We start from the raw sequence: 16,758 nt of genomic DNA, 5'->3' as shown, positions 1-16,758 counted from the left end.
GCAGGCAGGTAAGTCCTTGCAAAGCCCGGTTGCCGCTCGCGTCAATTGGCCTGACGCCGCGCTGGCGCCGTGCAAGAATGCGCAGAAGTTCCCTAGTGGCAACGCCCGACGCAGACAGGTCAGCGGGTCATTCCCGCATCACGCCAAGGAGCCAGAGAACAGATGGATGTCCGTCGGGACTCCTCAGCCGAGAAGCCCACCCTCGCCCGCAGACGAACTGCATGGCTGCCGCGCGCCCTGCTGGCCCTGCTGCTGCTGTGCTGCCAGCTGGGGGTGCCGGTGGCCGCCGACGATCCGCAGGACGCCGATCCGATCGTCATCGTCACCCGCCGCGACCTGTCGCTCGACCGGCTGTCGAGCAACAGCCTGCGTTCGATCTTCGCGTTACGCCTGCGCAACTGGCCGAACGGCACGCCGGTCAAGGTGTTCACGCTGTCCGACAGCGACCCGATTCACGAGCGTTTCTGCCGCGAAGTCCTCGGCATCTACGGTGCCAATCTGCGCGCCGCCTGGGATCGCGTCATCTTCACCGGCCTCGCCGCCTCGCCCAACGTCATGCCGACGGAAGGGGCACTGCTGGACGCCGTCGCCCACACGCCCGGCGCCATCGGCTATGCCCGGCGCAGCGAAGTGACCGATGCCGTCAAGGTCCTCTACTTCGAACAGGGACGCTGAAATGGACCGCAAGCCTTTCTTCCTGTTGCTGTGCTGCACATGCGTGCTGCCAGTCGGCGCGGTCGCGGCGGAACCCGACCCCTATCCGCTGTCCACCTCGGACCGCTACGGCCTGAACTTCAACGGCTTCGTCAGCCAGGGCTATTTCAATTCCAGTTCGAGCTCGAACAACTTCAACCGCAGCGGCAAGCCGGGGGGCTCGTTCGATTTCACCGAGGCGGCGGCCAACATGCACTGGCAGTGGACCGACCGCATGTCGTTCGCGGCGCAGGCGCTGTATCGCAAAGCGCCAGCCTCGGTCGATGACGGCGTGCGCCTCGACTACGCCTTCGTCAACACCACCTTCCAGACGCCGTTCACCGACGCCGCCGGGGTCATGATCGGGCGCTTCAAGAACCCCTTCGGCTTCTACAACGAAACCCGCGACGTACCGTTCACACGCCCGGGCATCATCCTGCCGCAGTCGATGTACACCGAGCGCGGCCGGCCGTTCGCGATGAGCTCGCAGGGCATTCTGGTCTACGGCGATCTCTACCGGCCGTGGGGCACGCTGGGCCTGAAGCTGAGCTTCGGTGAGCCGGTGCCCGGCGGCAGCTCGCTGGAGTACATCATCTTCAACAAGGACCTGCCCGGCGAGTTCGAGCCGCGGCGGGCAATCACCGCACAGCTGCGCTATGACGGCCCCGAGCCGCAGCTCGGCTGGAGCGCCGCGCTGAGCTACCAGGAATATTCCTACGACCTGACCAAGCCGCGCGCCTCGCTCGGCCTCGACAGCTTCCGCTTCAGCTACAAGAGCGTGGCGCTGTCGCTGCAGTACGCCGAGCCCGACTGGAAAATCACCAGCGAAAGCTCACGCGGCGTGGCCTTCGACGATGCCGTGCGGCTGACCACCTACCTGCAGGGCGATTACCGCATCCTGCCCGACCTCAGCGTCTTCGCCCGCGCCGACCTGATGATCCTCGACAACCGCGACCGCTGGGGCAAAAAAGCGGAGGCCGCCGGCCGCGGGCCGGACTACAACCGCTACGCCAAGGACTACTCCATCGGCATGAACTGGGAACCGCGCCCGGACCTGTCGCTGCGCCTGGAATGGCACCACACCATCGGCAACGCCTTCCTCAGTTCGGCGGAAAACGATCTGCTGGACGCCGCCAAGACCTGGAACATGGGCATGGCGCAGATTTCCTACCGTTTCTGAGCGCGGTGGCCAGCGACGCTGCCACATAAGGCCATGTCGCCGCCGGGTATGTCGCTTTGGCGATACCGCGCGATACTGAAAACTCGCCGCTCTTCACCCCGTGCGGCGGGCAACACCCGCTCCCCCCATTCTCAAGCCGCGCCCGCGCGCCCGGTGTCCCATGCAATCGCTGCTGTCCTCGGTTCTCGCCCTGCTGATCTCGGTCGCGCTGCTCAGCCTGGCGGTAGGCATGTTCGGCACCTTCCTCGGTCTGCGCGCCTCGATCGAAGGACTCTCCAACGAGATCATCGGCCTGATGTCCTCGGGCTATTACGCCGCCTTCATCGCCGGCAGCCTGATCTGCGGACGCATGATCAACGCCATCGGCCACACCCGCGCCTTCGCCGTGCTGGCCTCGATCAACGCCGCGCTGGTGGTGGCGTTTCCGCTCTCCGACTGGCCACCGCTGTGGATCGCGCTGCGCGCCGCAACCGGCTTCTGCATCGCCGGCATCTACGTGGTCATCGAAAGCTGGCTCAACGCCCGCGCCAATCCGTCGAACCGCGGCACGCTGCTGTCGCTGTACCTGATCGTCACCTACGGCGGGCTCGGCACCGGCCAGTTCCTGCTCAACCTCGCCGATCCGCACAACGACCGCCTGTTCCTGATCGCCACGATCCTGTTTTCGCTGATGGCGGTGCCGCTGTCGCTGTCGCGCGCGAAGATGCCGGTGCTGCCGCAGACACGTGTGCGCCTGAGCATCATGGAGCTGCTGCGCGGCGCGCCGGTCGGCACCAGTGCCTGCGTCTGGTCCGGCATCTCCTGCGGCGCGGTCTACGGCCTGGGGCCGATCTTCGCGCAGGACCTCGGCCTTGAGGTCTCGCAGATCGCGCAGTTCATGAGCGCTCTGGTGATGAGCGGCCTGCTGCTGCAGTACCCGGTCGGGCGGCTGTCCGACCGCTTCGACCGCCGCGCCGTGCTCGTCTGGGTCTGCCTGCTGATCGTCGTCACCTGCGCCGGTATGCATGCGCTGCTGCTCTATTTCAACGGCAGCGGGCTGCAGCTGTGGTACGGCGCACGCTACTGGCTGCTCGGTCTGGCCGCGCTGTACGGCGGACTGTCGTTCACCGTCTATCCGCTCGGCGTGTCGATGGCCAACGATCAGGTGCGCCCGGAACAGATGGTGCCGGCCGCCGGCCTGCTGCTGATCTCTTACTCCATCGGCGCCACGCTCGGCCCGGCCGCGGTGGCCTGGCTGATGGAATACATGGGCCCGATCGGCCTGTTCGCGCTGCCCGGCGCCAGTGCCGTGCTGCTCGGCGTGCTGTCACTGTGGCGGCTGCTGCGCTACCCGGAACTGCTGCCGCGCGAAGGCCGCGACGACCCGGTGCCGCTGCCCGAATCGACGCCGCGGGCGCTCGAAATCGGCGCTTCGGCGGTACGCCCGGGCGAACCCGGCTGAAACCGGCATCCCCCCTCGGGCGATCGGCGCCGGAGCGGGCCTCCTTGCGCTAACCGGCGGGCCATCATCAGAAAATTCACACACTGATCGACTAGGCTGACCCCATTGGATGCGTGCCCGACGGCCGATGCACCGGCCGCCGGGTTCCTGCCCGCGCAGCCGGCCATACCGCCCAGGCCGAAGGAGTCAGCACCATGCCCGCCCCATTGATCGCCGCTGCCGTGTCCGCCGTCGCCCCGGCACTGGCCAAACGCGGCCTCGACCTGCTCAGCGGTGTGTTCCGCGGCGCCCTCGACCAGGGCACCCAGCAGGTCGCCGAACTGATCCACGACAAGACCGGCATCGACGTCAACGACATCGCCGATGAAAAACTCAGCGACGAGCAGTGGCGCCAGCTCAAGGAGTTCGAACTCGCCAATCAGGAGCAGCTGCTGACGACGCGTCAGGCCAGCGAGGCACACGAGCTGGAGATGGAACGCCTGCGGGTGCAGGACTCCGCCAACGCCCGCGCCGCCGCCACCCAGCGCGATGCCAACGATGACCGCTTCGTGCGCCGTTTCACCTACTACTACGCCTACCTGATCACCGGGCTGACCTTCTTTTTCATCTTCGCGGTGATCGGCGCCAGCGTCTTCAAGCAGGCGCCGATCAACCCCGACGCCTGGCGCATGATCGACACCGTGCTCGGCTTCCTGCTCGGCGTCGGCCTGTCGGCGATCATCCAGTTCTTTTTCGGCTCCAGCCAAGGCAGCCACCGCAAGGGCGAGCAGCTGGAAGCGCTGGCCCGCGCCACCTCCAGCGAAGGGAGGAGCGCACCATGAGCCTCAATCGCCAGCAGGCCATCTTCCTGCAGCACGTCGCCGAGCTGATCCGCAAGGCACCGGAACTGGGCCTGACGATCACCGGCGGCGAGCTCTACCGCACGCCGGAACAGCAGGCGATGTACCTGCGCGACGGCCGCAGCAAGACGATGAACAGCCAGCATCTCAAACGTCTGGCGATCGACCTGAACTTCTTCGTCGAGCAGCCCGATGGCAGCCTGCGTCTGGTCTACGACGACGAGCGCGTGCGCCAGCTCGGCCAGTTCTGGGAAAGCCTCGACCCGAGCGCCAACCGCTGGGGCGGCAGCTGGTCGAGCTTCAAGGACGTGCCGCACTTCGAGCGCCGTGAAAGCGCCGGCAGCAAAGCCGCCGTCGCCGCCGCGCCGGCCGCCACCCCGGTGGTCAGCGCCCCGCCGACACCGGCCGCTGCACCCCTCGGGCGCATGCCGCGGCTGGCCGGCACCGTCGGTTTTCGCCAGACCAACCAGCGCGACGACGTCGAAACCATACAGCGCCTGCTCAACCTCAACGCCGCAGGCTTCGGCCTCGATCCACTGCTCAAGCCCGACGGCATCTTCGGCACCAAGACCACCGAGGCCGTGCGCGGCTTCCAGCAAAAGATGATCGGCATGGCCGAGGGCGACGGCTGCGTGCAGCCGGGCGATGCCACATTGCGCGCGCTGTGCGCCACGCTGCCGGGCGCGCTCGATGCCGTGCTGCTGCAGTTCATCTTCCTCGCCGCCGCCGAGGACGCGCTCGCCGCCCTGGCGGCGCCGATCATCGACACGATGCAGCGCCACGACATCACCACGCCGCTGCGCGCCGCGCACTTCATCGCGCAGATCGGCCACGAGAGCGGCGAGCTGCGCTACCGCGAGGAGATCGCCAGCGGCGCGGCCTATGAAGGCCGCCGCGACCTCGGCAACACCCAGCCCGGCGACGGCCGCCGCTACAAGGGCCGCGGCCTGATCCAGCTCACCGGCCGCGCCAACTACGCCGAATACAGCAAGACCAGCGGCCTCGATGTCGACGTCGTCGCCGACCCGGCCCGCGTCGCCACCGATGATCGCCTCTGCGTCGACGTCGCCGGCTGGTACTGGTCACTGCGCGAGATCAACGCCCTGGCCGACCGCGACGACCTCGAAGCCGTCACCCGCCGCATCAACGGCGGCTTGAACGGGCTGGCGGACCGCCGGCGGCTGCTGGGACGAGCGAAGGCGCTGCTCGGTGCGTAGAACCCTCCGGCCAAAAGAAAGGGTCGGGTGCCTGGTCACCCGACCCTTGCTGTCAACATCCCCCGCTGAACGCGGGCGACGTTTCTACTCTACGCCACTGCCGGCTTATTGCACGCCTTTCAGCCAGGCGGCGACCTTGTCCGGGTTGGCGGCGATGTAGGCGGCGGCTTCCTTCTCGAAGGAGGTCGATTTGGCCTTCAGCATGATCGCTTCGAGGTCGGACAGCGGCAGCTTGAGGTTCTTGATGAACGCCGCGGCGGACGGGTGATCGGTCTCGAAGCCCTTGCGCGAGACGGCGTGGATCGCCTCGGCGCCACCCATCACGCCCTTGGGCTCGTCGAGGTAGCGCAGCGGGTACTGCGCGAACATCCAGTGCGGGCTCCAGGTGGTGACGACGATCCATTCCTTGCGCTTCACCGCGCGGTCGAGCGCGGCGACCATCGCGGCGTCACTGGCCGTCTGCAGGTGATAGCCGAGCTCATAGGCCTTGATGACCTTCTCCGAAGCCTGGGTCAGACCGGCGCCCGGGTCGATGCCCTGGATGGTGCCCTTGAGCTGCTTCTTGACTTCGGGCTTGGTCAGGTCGGTGATCGACTTCAGCTCGCTTTCCGGGATGTAGGTCGGCACCGCCCAGCCGAGCTTGGCGTTGTCGTAGAGGATGCCGAGGTCGACGACCTGATCCTTGAACTTGGCCCAGTAGTTCTGGTGCGTGGTCGGCAGCCAGGCCATCAGCATGACGTCGGTATCGCCTTTGGCGACGCCCTGGTACTGCAGGCCGATATCGGCGAGCACCAGCTCGACCTTGTAGCCGAGCTTCTGTTCGAGGATCTGCTTGGCGATCTGCGTGGTCGCTTCGCAGTCGGACCAGGCGGTCCAGCCGATCTTGATCGACTTGTCCTCGGCATGCACGGCACCGGCGGCGAGGCCGGCAGCGACGATCGCACTGCCGAGCAGGTTCTTCATCGTATGGCGCAAGGTTTTGATCATCGGGACAAACTCCTGCTGCTGGGAAAAGGAGGCCGCGTGCCGCCGGGGGTGGACGGCAGCGGACTCATACGGGGGGTGGGGGAAACCGGAGTGGCGGAAGCTCAGTGCTCGGCGCGCGGCGCCTTGCGGCCGCGGCCGAAACTTTCAGTGATGCGGTCGAGGATGATCGCCAGCAGCACCATGCCGAGACCGCCCTCGAAGCCGAGGCCGACGTCGAGCCGCTGGATGCCGCGCAGCACCTCGTCACCAAGGCCGCCGGCACCGATCATCGAGGCGATGACCACCATCGACAGCGCCATCATGATGGTCTGGTTGATACCGGCCATGATCGACGGCATCGCGTTGGGGATCTGCACTTTGAACAGCAGCTGCGTCGGCGTGCAGCCGAAGGCGAGGCCGGCTTCGATCATCTCGCGGCGGACCTGGCGGATGCCGAGGTTGGTCAGACGCACCACCGGCGGCATCGCGAAGATCACCGTGGCGAACATGCCGGGCACGCGACCGAGGCCGAAGAACATCGCCGCCGGGATCAGGTAAACGAAGGCCGGCATGGTCTGCATGAAGTCGAGCAGCGAGCGCACCACCGCCTCGACGCGGTCCGAGCGCGCCGCCCAGATGCCGAGCGGAATACCGGCGATCAGCGCCGCCACCGTCGAGGCCAGCACCAGCGACAGCGTGACCACGGTCTGGTCCCACAGCCCGATGCCGTGCAGCACGGCAATCGCCGCCAGGGTGAACAGCGCGAAGCCCTTACCGACGCGCCAGAAAGCGAGGCCGACGAGGAGGCCGCCAAGCAGCCAGATCGGCATGCTGGTGAGCAGCGATTCGACGATGCCGGACACCCAGCCGATGCTCGCCGCGATGATGTCGAACAGCCACTGGAAGTGGTTGAGCAGGAAATCGACGAAGTCCTTCACGTAGTCGCCGATCGGCAGCCATTTGTCATCCACGGGCCTTACCTCGCGTCGCAGAGTTTGTGCAGCAGGGCCGACTTGGAGATCGTGCCGCGGTAGCGACCGTCGGCGCCGACCACCGGCAGCGGGAACGGCTGGTTCGCCGCGCGGCCGAGCAGTTCGTTGATGTGAGTGCTCTCATCGACCGCCTCGCCGGCTTCGAGGAAGGCGGCGTGCACATCGCGCTCGCTGCGCTCGACGGCATCGAGCAGCGAAGGAATCGACACCACGCCGAGGTAGCGGCCGTCGGCGTCGTGCACATAGCCGTATTCGTGCTTGTGCTGGCGCAGCGTGTGCAGCGCGCTGTCGAGCGAACTGGCCGAACTGGTGATGTTGAGCATTGGCATGTGCGGCTCGTCGCCGAGCAGGTCACTGGCCGAGAGAAAGCGCGTGATGTCGACGCCCTTGAAGAAGGCGCGCACGTAGTCGTCGGCCGGATTGCGCAGGATCTCCTCCGGCGTGCCGACCTGCACCACGCGGCCGTGGCGCATGATGGCGATGCGCGAGCCGATACGCAGCGCCTCGTCGAGGTCGTGCGAGATGAACACGATGGTGCGGCTGTGTTCTTTCTGCAGCCGCAGCAGCTCGTCCTGCATCTCGGTGCGGATCAGCGGATCGAGCGCGGAAAACGCCTCGTCCATCAGGATCACGCTCGGGTCGGTGGCCAGCGCGCGGGCCAGGCCGACGCGCTGCTGCATGCCGCCGGACAGCTCGTCCGGGTAGCTGTGCAGGAAGGCGCCGAGGCCGACGCGCTCCAGCGATTCCTGCGCGCGGCGGCGGGCGTCCTTGCGGTTCATGCCGGCGATGTCGAGGCCGAAGGCGGCATTGTCGAGCACCGTCAGGTGCGGCATCAGCGCGAAGGACTGGAACACCATCGCCATGTTGCGCCGGCGCAGCGCGATCAGGTCGTGCGGCGCCAGCTTGGCGACGTCCTGACCGTCGACGATCACCTGACCGGCGGTCGGCTCGATCAGGCGGTTGAGCAGGCGCACCAGCGTCGATTTGCCCGAGCCCGACAGGCCCATGACGACGAAGATTTCGCCTTCCTCGACGCTGAAGCTGGCGTCATCGACGCCGATCACCAGCCCGGTCTGTTTGTAGATCTCCTCCTTGTCGAGGCCCTGCCGCAGCAGCTCGAAAGCGCGTTCGGGTCGCGTCCCGAACACCTTGTAGAGGTTCTTGACCACCAATTTTTCTGTCATGAGCGCGTCATAGCCTCGTTTATGTTCCTCGGTCGTCGGTCCAGCGCGGACGGCGCGCACGAACCCCTTTACGGTGTATTGCTGCGCCCGGCGGCGGCACTGGCATGGCTGCTCGGTGCAGTTTCATACTGTGAGCGGGGCGAGCTGCCCCGGCCGACGCATCCCTCGCCGATCCCGCCATGCCTGAAGACACCGAACGGCAAACCAGCCCGCTGCACATCGGCTTCGTGCTGCTGCCGCAATTCACGATGCTCGCCTTCACCTGCGCGGTTGAGCCGCTGCGCATGGCGAACATGCTCAGTGGCCGCGAGCTTTACCGCTGGACGTTGCTGACCGGCGACGGCACGCCGGTGCCGGCCAGTAACGGTCTGCTGCTGACGCCGCACGCGGCGCTGGCACAAGCGCCGGCGCTCGACGTCGTCTTTGTCTGCGGTGGTGTCAACGTGCACCAGACGCTCGACAAGAACCTGATCGCCTGGCTGCACAAACAGGTCGCGCGCAAGGTGGTCATCGGTGCGCTGTGCACCGCGACCTACCTGCTGGCCAAGGCCGGCCTGCTCGACGGCTACCGCTGCACGGTGCACTGGGAGCAGATGGCCAGCCTGCGCGAGGAGCATCCGCGGCTGGTGATCAGCTCCGAGCTGTTCGAGATCGACCGCGACCGCTACACCAGCTCCGGCGGCACCGCGCCGCTCGACATGCAGCTGCATCTGATCCGCGCCCGGCACGGCGCCAAACTGGCCGCGGCGATCAGCGAGGAGTTCATCTGCGAGCGCATCCGCGGCCCCAATGACCGCCAGCGCATTCCCTTGCGCATGCGCCTGGGCACCAGCCAGCCGAAGCTGGTCGAAGCCGTCTCGCTGATGGAGGCCAACCTCGAAGAGCCGATCAGCCCCGACGAGATCGCCAGCCACGTCGGCCTGTCGCGGCGCCAGCTCGAACGCCTGTTCCAGCGCTACCTGAACTGCGTGCCGACGCGGTACTACCTGGAGCTGCGTCTGGCCCGCGCCCGTCAGCTGCTGCTGCAGACGACGATGCCGATCGTCGACGTCGCCCTGGCCTGCGGCTTCGTCTCGGCACCGCACTTCAGCAAGTGCTACCGCGATTTCTACGCCATCGCCCCGCGCCTCGAACGCCGCCACAGCGAGCCGCACGTGCTCGGCCGGTTGCAGGTCGGCGAAGTCGACGCGGCGCCGCTCGACGATCCCGGCGCCGACTGAAGGCGCCGTCGCACCGTGCCGCGCATGTCGCAGTGCGACATGTCGGCAGGAGCCGCCAGCGACAGGGTGGTGGTCGGTGAATGACGAAACCCGAGCAGTCATCGTCGCCACCCCGTCTGCCGTGCGCCGCTCAGCCACGCGCCGCACGGCGCGGCGGCCACACTGCAAGCGCCAATACGGTGCAGCAACGCACCATCATGGCACACGCAAATACTTCTGCCGCCAACGGTTTTTGCGAACTCGTGTGAACTCGGTCGGCGTGCATGGCGGCGTGTCTCCGGGCTGGGCGATTCCCGCAGTGGCGGGAAGCTGGCGATGTCGTGCCCCGAAGCGTAGGCAGCGCCCCCTAGTCGCTGCTGATGTATCCGCGACCCGGGCTTGTCACATTGCGACACCCCGTGAATGACGCCACGACGACAGGTCGCGTACTCACCGCTCACCGTCGCAGGCAGACAAGTCGGCGGCCCCGTGCCGCTTACCCTGTGGATCGCCCCCAACGACCCGACCACGGAGCCGCCGATGGCCCAGCGCGCCGAAACGCCCCAGTACCTGATCACCATCGCCTGCCCCGGCATCGTCGGCACCGTCGCCCGCGTCAGCAGTTTTCTCGCCGAGCGGCAGTGCTATCTGCACGAAATGCAGCAGTTCGACGACGCCGACAGCGGTCGCTTCTTCCTGCGGGCACGCTTTTATCCGGCGCACGGCGAGGCACTCGACCTGCCGCTGCTGCGCGAGGAGTTCGCCCGCTTCGCCGCCGAGCAGGACATGGAATGGGCGATCCACGACGCCGCCGAGCGCATGCGCGTGCTGATCATGGTGTCGAAGTTCGACCACTGCCTCGACGATCTGCTCTACCGCCACCGCCACGGCGAGCTGCAGATGGAGATCACCGCGGTGGTCTCCAATCACCCTGACCTGCGCACGCTGGTCGAGTGGCACGGCATTGCGTATCTGCACGTGCCGGTCAGCGCCGAGACCAAGCCGCAGGCCGAGGCGCAGCTGCTGCAGATCGTTGCCGACACCCGCAGCGAACTGGTCGTGCTCGCGCGCTACATGCAGGTGCTGTCCGACGAGCTGTGCCGGACACTGCGCGGCCGTGCGATCAACATCCATCACTCCTTCCTGCCCGGCTTCAAGGGCGCCAAGCCCTACCACCAGGCGCACGCGCGCGGCGTCAAGCTGATCGGCGCGACCGCGCACTACGTCACCCCCGACCTCGACGAAGGCCCGATCATCGAGCAGATCGTCGAGCGCGTGGACCACGGCCACACGCCGCAGATGATGGTCGCCGTCGGCCGCGACTCCGAGGCGCAGGCGCTGGCGCGGGCCGTGCGCTACCACATCGAGCGGCGCGTGTTCCTCAACGGCGAGCGCACGGTGGTGTTCCGGTGAGTCGGGCCTTCGTCCGCGAGGACAGCGCCGAACCAAGTCTGCCCGACCGCCCGCTCAGCCCGCACCCGAACTACGTCACCGCGCGCGGCCTGGCCCAGCTCAAGGCCGCGCACGAGCGCCTGCAGGCCGAACGCGCCGCACTGCCCGCAGACGCCCTCGGCCTGCGCGAGCGCCGCGCCGAACTCGACCGCGAGCTGCGCTGGTACGCCGCCCGCATCGACGGTGCGATCCCGGTGCCACCGGCCAGCGGCAAACCGGCGCGTGTCGGCTTCGGCAACCGCGTGCTGTTCGAGACGGCAAGCGGCGAAGAACGGCATGTGCGCATCGTCGGCGAGGACGAAGCCGACGGCCAAGCGCTGATCAGCTGGGTTTCGCCGCTCGGCTTCGCCCTGCTCGGCGCGGAAATCGGCGACTGCGTGCTCTGGCAGCGACCGGCGGGAGATGCCGAGCTGTACATCCTCGACATCGAGGGATGAGCGTGCGGCGACCAGCGCCGCACACCGCTATCGCACGCTACCGGGCAGCCGGCTGCGCAGCCGCTCAGTGCAGGTACAGCCCTTCCAGATGCAGGTCGTCGGCGGTGACGTTGAGGACGCTGCCCTGCGCGTACCAGTCGCCGAGGACGATGCGCCAGCCGCTTTCGCCGTTGCCGAGGTCGACCTCGTGGATCGCCGGGCGGTGGGTGTGGCCGTGGATCAGGCGGCTGACGCCGTGCGCACGCATCGCCTCGCGCACCGCCTCGGCGTTGACGTCGGTGATCTGCGGCAGCTTGCCCGCCTGCGCCGTGCGGCTGTCGGCACGCAGCTGCACGGCGAGCTGGCGCCGCTCGCCGAGCGGCAGCGCCAACAGCTGCGCGATGCTCGCCGGGCTGCGCATGCGGGCGCGAAAGGCCTGGTAGTCGACGTCGTCGGTGCACAGCGTGTCGCCGTGCAGCAGCAGCGTCGGCGTGCCATAGAGGTCGATGACGCTCGCCTCCGGCAGCAGCGTCATGCCGGCGGCGGCGGCGAAGCGCTCGCCGAGCAGGAAGTCGCGGTTGCCGGCCATGAAATACACCGGCACCCGCTGGCGCTGCAGCGCGGCGAGGCTCGCGGCGACGCTGCGGCCGAGCTCGGCGTCGTCATCGTCGCCGATCCAGGCTTCGAACAGATCGCCGAGGATGTAGAGCGCTGCGGCGTGCGTGCAGCGCTCGGCGACGAAATCTCTGAACAGCTCGACAGTCTGCGGACGGCTGGCGTCGAGGTGCAGGTCAGAGATGAACAGCGTCGGTTTCATTCGACGACTTCCACCTTCTCGATGACGATCGGCTCGACCGGCACGTCGCCGTGGCCGTAACGGCTGGTGGTCGGCACGGCGACGATGGCGTCGGCGACGTCCATGCCCTCGACGACACGGCCGAACACGCAGTAGCCCCAGCCGCGGGCGTTCTTGCCGGTGTGATCGAGGAAGCCATTGTCGACGACGTTGATGAAGAACTGCGCGGTCGCCGAGTGCGGATCGGAGGTGCGCGCCATCGACAGCGTGCCGCGCAGGTTCTTCAGGCCGTTGTCGGCCTCGTTCTCGATCGGCGCGTGGGTTTCCTTCGGCCGCAGGTCGGCATCGAGCCCGCCGCCCTGGATCATGAAACCGGGAATCACGCGGTGAAAGGTGGTGCCTTCGAAGAAGCCTTCCTGGGCGTAGCGCAGGAAGTTCGCCGCGGTGGCCGGGGCGTTCTTGTGGTCGAGCTCGATGCTGACGGTGCCGAAGCGGGTGTGGAATTTGATCATGACGATGGACTCACTGAGGCTGGGAAACAGTCACTTTGCGGATGATGACCGGCTCGACCGGCACATTGGCATAGGGACCGACGGTGCTGGTGTCGACCGCTTCGATGCGCTCGACGACATCCATGCCGGAGACCACGCGGCCGAACACCGCATAGCCCCAGCCGTCGCGGCTCGGGTAGTCGAGCATGGCGTTGTCGACGGTGTTGATGAAAAACTGCGCGGTCGCCGACTGCGGGTCGTTGGTACGCGCCATGGCGATGGCGCCGCGGACGTTGTGCAGGCCGTTGCGCGCTTCGTTGCGGATCGGCTCACCCGTCTCCTTGCGCGACATCTGCTCGTCGAAGCCGCCGCCCTGGATCATGAAGCCCTTGATGACCCGATGAAACACGGTGCCCTCATAAAAGCCTGACCTGGCGTAGGCGACGAAGTTGGCCACCGTCACCGGTGCCTTCTGCTCGTCGAGTTCGAGGCGGATGGTGCCGAGGCTGGTTTCCATCGTCACCGGCGTCAGTGCCAGAACGGCCGGTGCGGCGAGCAGCGCGGCGAGGCCCGCGGCCGCGGACAGTGCATGACATTTCACGAATACGAGTCTCCCGACTTGACAGGCCGAGCATCATACGGAGCGCGCCTCGCTTTGTCCGTCCCGCACCGATTCCGCTACCATCGCCCGCTCCGACGCGATACGGCCCAGCCGCCGGCATGGCGTCCCCCCACCGTCGTCAGGAAGTCCCCGCTCATGCTCCAGATCTACAACAGCCTCAGCCGCAAGAAGGAAGCGTTCGTCCCGATCGAACCCGGCAAAGTGCGCATGTATGTCTGCGGCATGACCGTCTACGACTACTGCCATGTCGGCCACGCCCGCGTCATGGTGGTGTTCGACACCGTGGTGCGGCATCTGCGCGCCGCGGGGCTCGACGTCACCTACGTGCGCAACATCACCGACATCGACGACAAGATCATCCGCCGCGCGCAGGAAAACGGTGAGGACTACCGAACGCTGACGGCGCGCTTCATCGACGCGATGCACGAGGACTCGGCAGCGCTCGGCGTGCTGCCGCCGACGCACGAGCCCAAGGCCACGGCGACCATCGACGGCATCGTCGCCATGGTGCAGACGCTGGTCGCCAGCGATCACGCCTACGTCGCCGGCAACGGCGACGTGTATTTCCGCGTCGCCAGCTTCCCGAGCTACGGCAGGCTCGCCAACAAACGCCTCGAAGACCTGCGCGCCGGCGAGCGCGTGGCCGTCGAAGAGGCTAAGGCCGATCCGCTCGACTTCGTGCTGTGGAAGGCCGCCAAGCCCGGCGAGCCGGCCTGGGCATCGCCGTGGGGCCCGGGGCGGCCGGGCTGGCACATCGAGTGCTCGGCGATGTCGAAATGCTGCCTCGGCGAGCACTTCGACATCCACGGCGGCGGCATGGACCTGAAGTTCCCGCACCACGAAAACGAGATCGCGCAGAGCGAGGCCGCCAACGGCCAGCCCTTCGTCAACGTCTGGATGCACAACGGCTTCGTCAATATCGACGACGAGAAGATGTCGAAGTCGCTCGGCAACTTCTTCACCGTGCGCGAGGTGCTGGCGCGCTACCCGGCCGAGGCGGTGCGCCTGTTCATCCTCTCCAGCCACTACCGCAGCCCGCTGAACTACTCCGACGAAAACCTCGACATCGCCCGCAACCGCCTGGTCGGCCTCTACACTGCGCTGCGCGACACCCCGGCGGCTAGCGGCGAGCCGGTCGCCCCCTTCGTCGAGCGCTTCGTCGCGGCGATGGACGATGACTTCAACACCCCCGAGGCGCTGAGCGTGCTCGACGAGCTGGCGCGCGAGCTGAACCGTGCCAAGGCCGCCGGCAGCGACACGCTGCCGGCGCTGGCGACGACACTGCGCGCACTCGGCGAGCGCCTCGGCCTGCTCGGCAGCGACGCCGACGGCTTTCTCAAGCAGGGCAGCGGCGGCGCCGGTGCGCTTGACGATGCCGCCATCGAACAGCTGATCGCCGACCGCCAGACCGCGCGCAAGGCCCGCGACTTCGCCGGGGCCGACCGCATCCGCGACCAGCTGGCGGATCAGGGCGTGGTGCTCGAAGACAATGCGCAGGGGACCAGCTGGCGCCGGCGCTGAGCGCCAGGCAGCGCCAGTGACAGGCACCGTCGTCCGCCACGGCCGGCCCTGATGCGCTGGCGGCGCTGGTTGCCGTTCCTCGACTGGCCGCGGCCGACGCGGCAGTCGCTGGCGGCCGACGCCCGCGCCGGCTTCAGCGTCGGCCTGGTGCTGATCCCGCAGGCGCTGGCCTATGCCACGCTGGCCGGCATGCCGCCGGCGACCGGCCTGTACGCAGCGCTGCTGCCGGGCATCGTTGGCATCCTCTGGGGCTCGGCGCCGCTGCTGGCGGCCGGGCCGGTAGCACTGACCAGCCTGCTCACCGCCGGTGCCCTGCAGGCGTTCGCCACCCCTGACTCGGCACAGTGGCTGACGCTGGCGATCTGGCTGGCGCTGTGGTCGGGCCTGTTCCAGCTGCTGCTCGGCGTGCTGCGCCTCGGCGCCATCGCCCATCTGGTGTCCGGGCCAACCACGACCGGCTTCATCAATGCCGCGGCACTGATCATCATCAGCTCGCAACTGCCGGCGCTGCTTGGCATCAGCGGCGGCTTCGGCCTCGACCTGCCGGCGCGGGCGCTGAGCGCCTGGCAGGCGGAGCCTTTGCGCACGGCGGCCGGCATGGCCTTCGGCGGCGGCGCGATCGGTCTGCTGTTCGCGCTGCGCCGCTGGCTGCCGCGGCATCCGGGCGTGCTCTACGTCTGCGCCCTCGGCATCGCCATCAGCTATTTCACCGGCTACGCCGCGCTCGGCGGTGCGGTGATCGGCGCGGTACCGAGCGGCCTGCCGAGCCTGGCACTGCCGCCGGCGCTCGACTTCGAGCAGCAGCGCGCGCTGCTGCCGGCGGCGCTGATCGTGGCGCTGGTCAGCTTCACCGAGGGCATGTCGAGCGCGCGGGCGATCACCCGCCAGCGCGGCGAACGCTGGGATGAGAACCAGGAGCTGATCGGCCAGGGCCTGGCCAAGATGGCGAGCGGGCTGAGCGGCGGTTTTCCGGTCAGCGCCTCGTTCTCGCGCTCGGCCCTCAACCTCTACGTCGGCGCGACCAGCGGCTGGTCGGCGCTGTTCACCGCCGTCTGCGTGGTGATCTGCCTGCTGTGGGGCACGGCGCTGCTGGCGCCACTGCCGCGCGCGGTGCTGGCGGCGGTGATCGTCGTGCCGGTGCTGCGGCTGATCGACATCGGCGAGCTGCGCCGGCTGTGGCGCATCTCGCGCGACGACGGCCTGGTGGCAGCGATCACCTTCGCGGCCACGCTGCTGTCGGTGCCGCATCTGCACTGGGGCGTGGCCGCCGGCTTCGTCGCCAGCATGGTGGCCTCGCTGTACCGCCGCGGCCAGCCGCGCATCGTCGAGCTCGGCATCCTACCCGACGGCCGCCTGCGCGAACGCGCGCGCTACCAGCTGCCGCCGTTCGCCCCCGACGTGCTGGCGCTGCGCCCGGATACGGCGATCGTCTACCTCACCGCGGCGCCGATCGAGAACTGCGTGCTCGACCGCCTGCGCCCCGGGCTGCACAGCGTGCTGCTGGTCGGCAGCGGCATCAACGACCTCGACGCCACCGGCCTCGACATGCTGCTGCAGCTGCATGACAGCCTCGCCGCGCGCGGCATCACCCTCTATCTGTGCGCGCTGAAGCGGCCGATCTGGGAGCTGCTGGAACGCTCCGGTGCCGCCGAGCGCATCGGCCGCAACCACTGCCTGCGTACAGAACGCGAGGCCGTGCAGCGACTCGGCGCGATACCACCTATCTAATCGTACAGGTGGTGCTCGTCA

At 68.0% G+C, this 16,758-nt stretch carries 16 protein-coding genes; 10 read left to right on the top strand and 6 right to left on the bottom strand.

What is annotated here, in order from left to right; all coding sequences use genetic code 11:
• Positions 1–162 precede the first annotated feature (162 nt).
• The 5 genes from C7443_RS08060 to C7443_RS08040 all read left to right on the top strand — a co-directional run bounded on the left by C7443_RS08060 (position 163) and on the right by C7443_RS08040 (position 5,370).
• A complete protein-coding gene (locus C7443_RS08060; protein WP_110018088.1) occupies positions 163–675 on the top strand; it encodes a type 2 periplasmic-binding domain-containing protein in 513 nt (170 codons plus the stop codon).
• Between the two features lies 1 nt (position 676).
• On the top strand, positions 677–1,873 hold the full coding sequence (locus tag C7443_RS08055; RefSeq protein WP_110018087.1) for a porin family protein: 1,197 nt from the start codon (positions 677–679) through the stop codon (positions 1,871–1,873).
• A gap of 160 nt (positions 1,874–2,033) precedes the next feature.
• Positions 2,034–3,314, top strand: coding sequence for an MFS transporter (locus tag C7443_RS08050; RefSeq protein ID WP_110018086.1), 1,281 nt, complete (start codon positions 2,034–2,036; stop codon positions 3,312–3,314).
• A gap of 194 nt (positions 3,315–3,508) precedes the next feature.
• Positions 3,509–4,135: a hypothetical protein gene (locus C7443_RS08045; RefSeq protein ID WP_110018085.1), complete on the top strand. Its 627-nt coding sequence runs from the start codon at positions 3,509–3,511 to the stop codon at positions 4,133–4,135.
• The gene (locus C7443_RS08040) at positions 4,132–5,370 is read left to right on the top strand and encodes a M15 family metallopeptidase (RefSeq protein ID WP_110018084.1); all 1,239 of its coding nucleotides are present in this window, start codon (positions 4,132–4,134) and stop codon (positions 5,368–5,370) included. The genes C7443_RS08045 and C7443_RS08040 overlap by 4 nt, the downstream gene beginning before the upstream one ends.
• 105 nt (positions 5,371–5,475) lie before the next feature.
• On the opposite strand, the gene C7443_RS08035 is transcribed toward C7443_RS08040, so the two are convergent.
• From C7443_RS08035 to proV, 3 genes are all read right to left on the bottom strand, one after another.
• On the bottom strand, positions 5,476–6,357 hold the full coding sequence (locus tag C7443_RS08035; RefSeq protein ID WP_425467072.1) for a glycine betaine ABC transporter substrate-binding protein: 882 nt from the start codon (positions 6,355–6,357) through the stop codon (positions 5,476–5,478).
• Positions 6,358–6,458: 101 nt separating this feature from the next.
• Positions 6,459–7,307: an ABC transporter permease gene (locus C7443_RS08030; protein WP_110018083.1), complete on the bottom strand. Its 849-nt coding sequence runs from the start codon at positions 7,305–7,307 to the stop codon at positions 6,459–6,461.
• Between the two features lie 5 nt (positions 7,308–7,312).
• The gene (gene proV / locus C7443_RS08025) at positions 7,313–8,512 is read right to left on the bottom strand and encodes a glycine betaine/L-proline ABC transporter ATP-binding protein ProV (RefSeq protein ID WP_110018082.1); all 1,200 of its coding nucleotides are present in this window, start codon (positions 8,510–8,512) and stop codon (positions 7,313–7,315) included.
• A gap of 179 nt (positions 8,513–8,691) precedes the next feature.
• On the opposite strand from proV, the gene gbdR reads away from it, so the two are divergent.
• From gbdR to C7443_RS08010, 3 genes are all read left to right on the top strand, one after another.
• Positions 8,692–9,732 carry a choline metabolism transcriptional regulator GbdR gene (gbdR, locus tag C7443_RS08020; protein ID WP_110018081.1) on the top strand — a complete coding sequence of 347 codons (1,041 nt, stop codon included), beginning with the start codon at positions 8,692–8,694 and terminating at the stop codon, positions 9,730–9,732.
• A 519-nt stretch (positions 9,733–10,251) separates the two neighbouring features.
• Positions 10,252–11,124 (top strand): formyltetrahydrofolate deformylase, encoded by an 873-nt coding sequence (gene purU / locus C7443_RS08015; protein ID WP_110018080.1) that lies wholly within the window; start codon positions 10,252–10,254, stop codon positions 11,122–11,124.
• Entirely contained in the window at positions 11,121–11,600 is a 480-nt protein-coding gene (locus C7443_RS08010; protein WP_110018079.1) for a GreA/GreB family elongation factor, read from the top strand. Before purU ends, C7443_RS08010 begins: the two co-directional genes overlap by 4 nt.
• A gap of 64 nt (positions 11,601–11,664) precedes the next feature.
• Here the strand turns inward: C7443_RS08010 and C7443_RS08005 are convergent, their stop codons facing one another.
• Genes C7443_RS08005 through C7443_RS07995 form a run of 3 tightly spaced genes read right to left on the bottom strand, consistent with a single transcriptional unit; the run spans position 11,665 to position 13,467 of the window.
• Complete coding sequence (locus tag C7443_RS08005; protein WP_110018078.1) at positions 11,665–12,396, bottom strand: UDP-2,3-diacylglucosamine diphosphatase; 732 nt, start codon at positions 12,394–12,396, stop codon at positions 11,665–11,667.
• Positions 12,393–12,887, bottom strand: coding sequence for a peptidylprolyl isomerase (locus C7443_RS08000; RefSeq protein ID WP_110018077.1), 495 nt, complete (start codon positions 12,885–12,887; stop codon positions 12,393–12,395). The genes C7443_RS08005 and C7443_RS08000 overlap by 4 nt, the downstream gene beginning before the upstream one ends.
• Before the next feature lie 10 nt (positions 12,888–12,897).
• Complete coding sequence (locus tag C7443_RS07995) at positions 12,898–13,467, bottom strand: peptidylprolyl isomerase (RefSeq protein ID WP_246004597.1); 570 nt, start codon at positions 13,465–13,467, stop codon at positions 12,898–12,900.
• A 156-nt stretch (positions 13,468–13,623) separates the two neighbouring features.
• On the opposite strand from C7443_RS07995, the gene cysS reads away from it, so the two are divergent.
• Together cysS and C7443_RS07985 are read left to right on the top strand one after the other, a co-directional pair.
• Positions 13,624–15,009, top strand: a complete 1,386-nt coding sequence (cysS, locus tag C7443_RS07990; protein WP_110018076.1) for a cysteine--tRNA ligase — start codon at positions 13,624–13,626, stop codon at positions 15,007–15,009.
• Between the two features lie 51 nt (positions 15,010–15,060).
• Positions 15,061–16,737 carry a SulP family inorganic anion transporter gene (locus C7443_RS07985; RefSeq protein WP_110018075.1) on the top strand — a complete coding sequence of 559 codons (1,677 nt, stop codon included), beginning with the start codon at positions 15,061–15,063 and terminating at the stop codon, positions 16,735–16,737.
• Positions 16,738–16,758: the final 21 nt, after the last annotated feature.

This window comes from Plasticicumulans acidivorans, assembly GCF_003182095.1.
GTDB lineage: Bacteria > Pseudomonadota > Gammaproteobacteria > Competibacterales > Competibacteraceae > Plasticicumulans > Plasticicumulans acidivorans.
Note: the sequence above shows the minus strand (reverse complement) of the source record. Positions and strands in the feature narration are given on the sequence as shown.

Excerpts from the sequence above, each read along its gene's own strand:
- C7443_RS08060 (WP_110018088.1), top strand. The coding sequence starts at position 163 with ATGGATGTCCGTCGGGACTCCTCAGCCGAGAAGCCCACCCTCGCCCGC.
- C7443_RS08000 (WP_110018077.1), bottom strand. The coding sequence starts at position 12,887 with ATGATCAAATTCCACACCCGCTTCGGCACCGTCAGCATCGAGCTCGAC.
- cysS (WP_110018076.1), top strand. The coding sequence starts at position 13,624 with ATGCTCCAGATCTACAACAGCCTCAGCCGCAAGAAGGAAGCGTTCGTC.
- gbdR (WP_110018081.1), top strand. The coding sequence starts at position 8,692 with ATGCCTGAAGACACCGAACGGCAAACCAGCCCGCTGCACATCGGCTTC.
- C7443_RS08005 (WP_110018078.1), bottom strand. The coding sequence starts at position 12,396 with ATGAAACCGACGCTGTTCATCTCTGACCTGCACCTCGACGCCAGCCGT.
- C7443_RS08045 (WP_110018085.1), top strand. The coding sequence starts at position 3,509 with ATGCCCGCCCCATTGATCGCCGCTGCCGTGTCCGCCGTCGCCCCGGCA.
- C7443_RS08050 (WP_110018086.1), top strand. The coding sequence starts at position 2,034 with ATGCAATCGCTGCTGTCCTCGGTTCTCGCCCTGCTGATCTCGGTCGCG.
- C7443_RS07985 (WP_110018075.1), top strand. The coding sequence starts at position 15,061 with ATGCGCTGGCGGCGCTGGTTGCCGTTCCTCGACTGGCCGCGGCCGACG.
- C7443_RS08035 (WP_425467072.1), bottom strand. The coding sequence starts at position 6,357 with ATGATCAAAACCTTGCGCCATACGATGAAGAACCTGCTCGGCAGTGCG.
- proV (WP_110018082.1), bottom strand. The coding sequence starts at position 8,512 with ATGACAGAAAAATTGGTGGTCAAGAACCTCTACAAGGTGTTCGGGACG.
- purU (WP_110018080.1), top strand. The coding sequence starts at position 10,252 with ATGGCCCAGCGCGCCGAAACGCCCCAGTACCTGATCACCATCGCCTGC.
- C7443_RS08040 (WP_110018084.1), top strand. The coding sequence starts at position 4,132 with ATGAGCCTCAATCGCCAGCAGGCCATCTTCCTGCAGCACGTCGCCGAG.
- C7443_RS08055 (WP_110018087.1), top strand. The coding sequence starts at position 677 with ATGGACCGCAAGCCTTTCTTCCTGTTGCTGTGCTGCACATGCGTGCTG.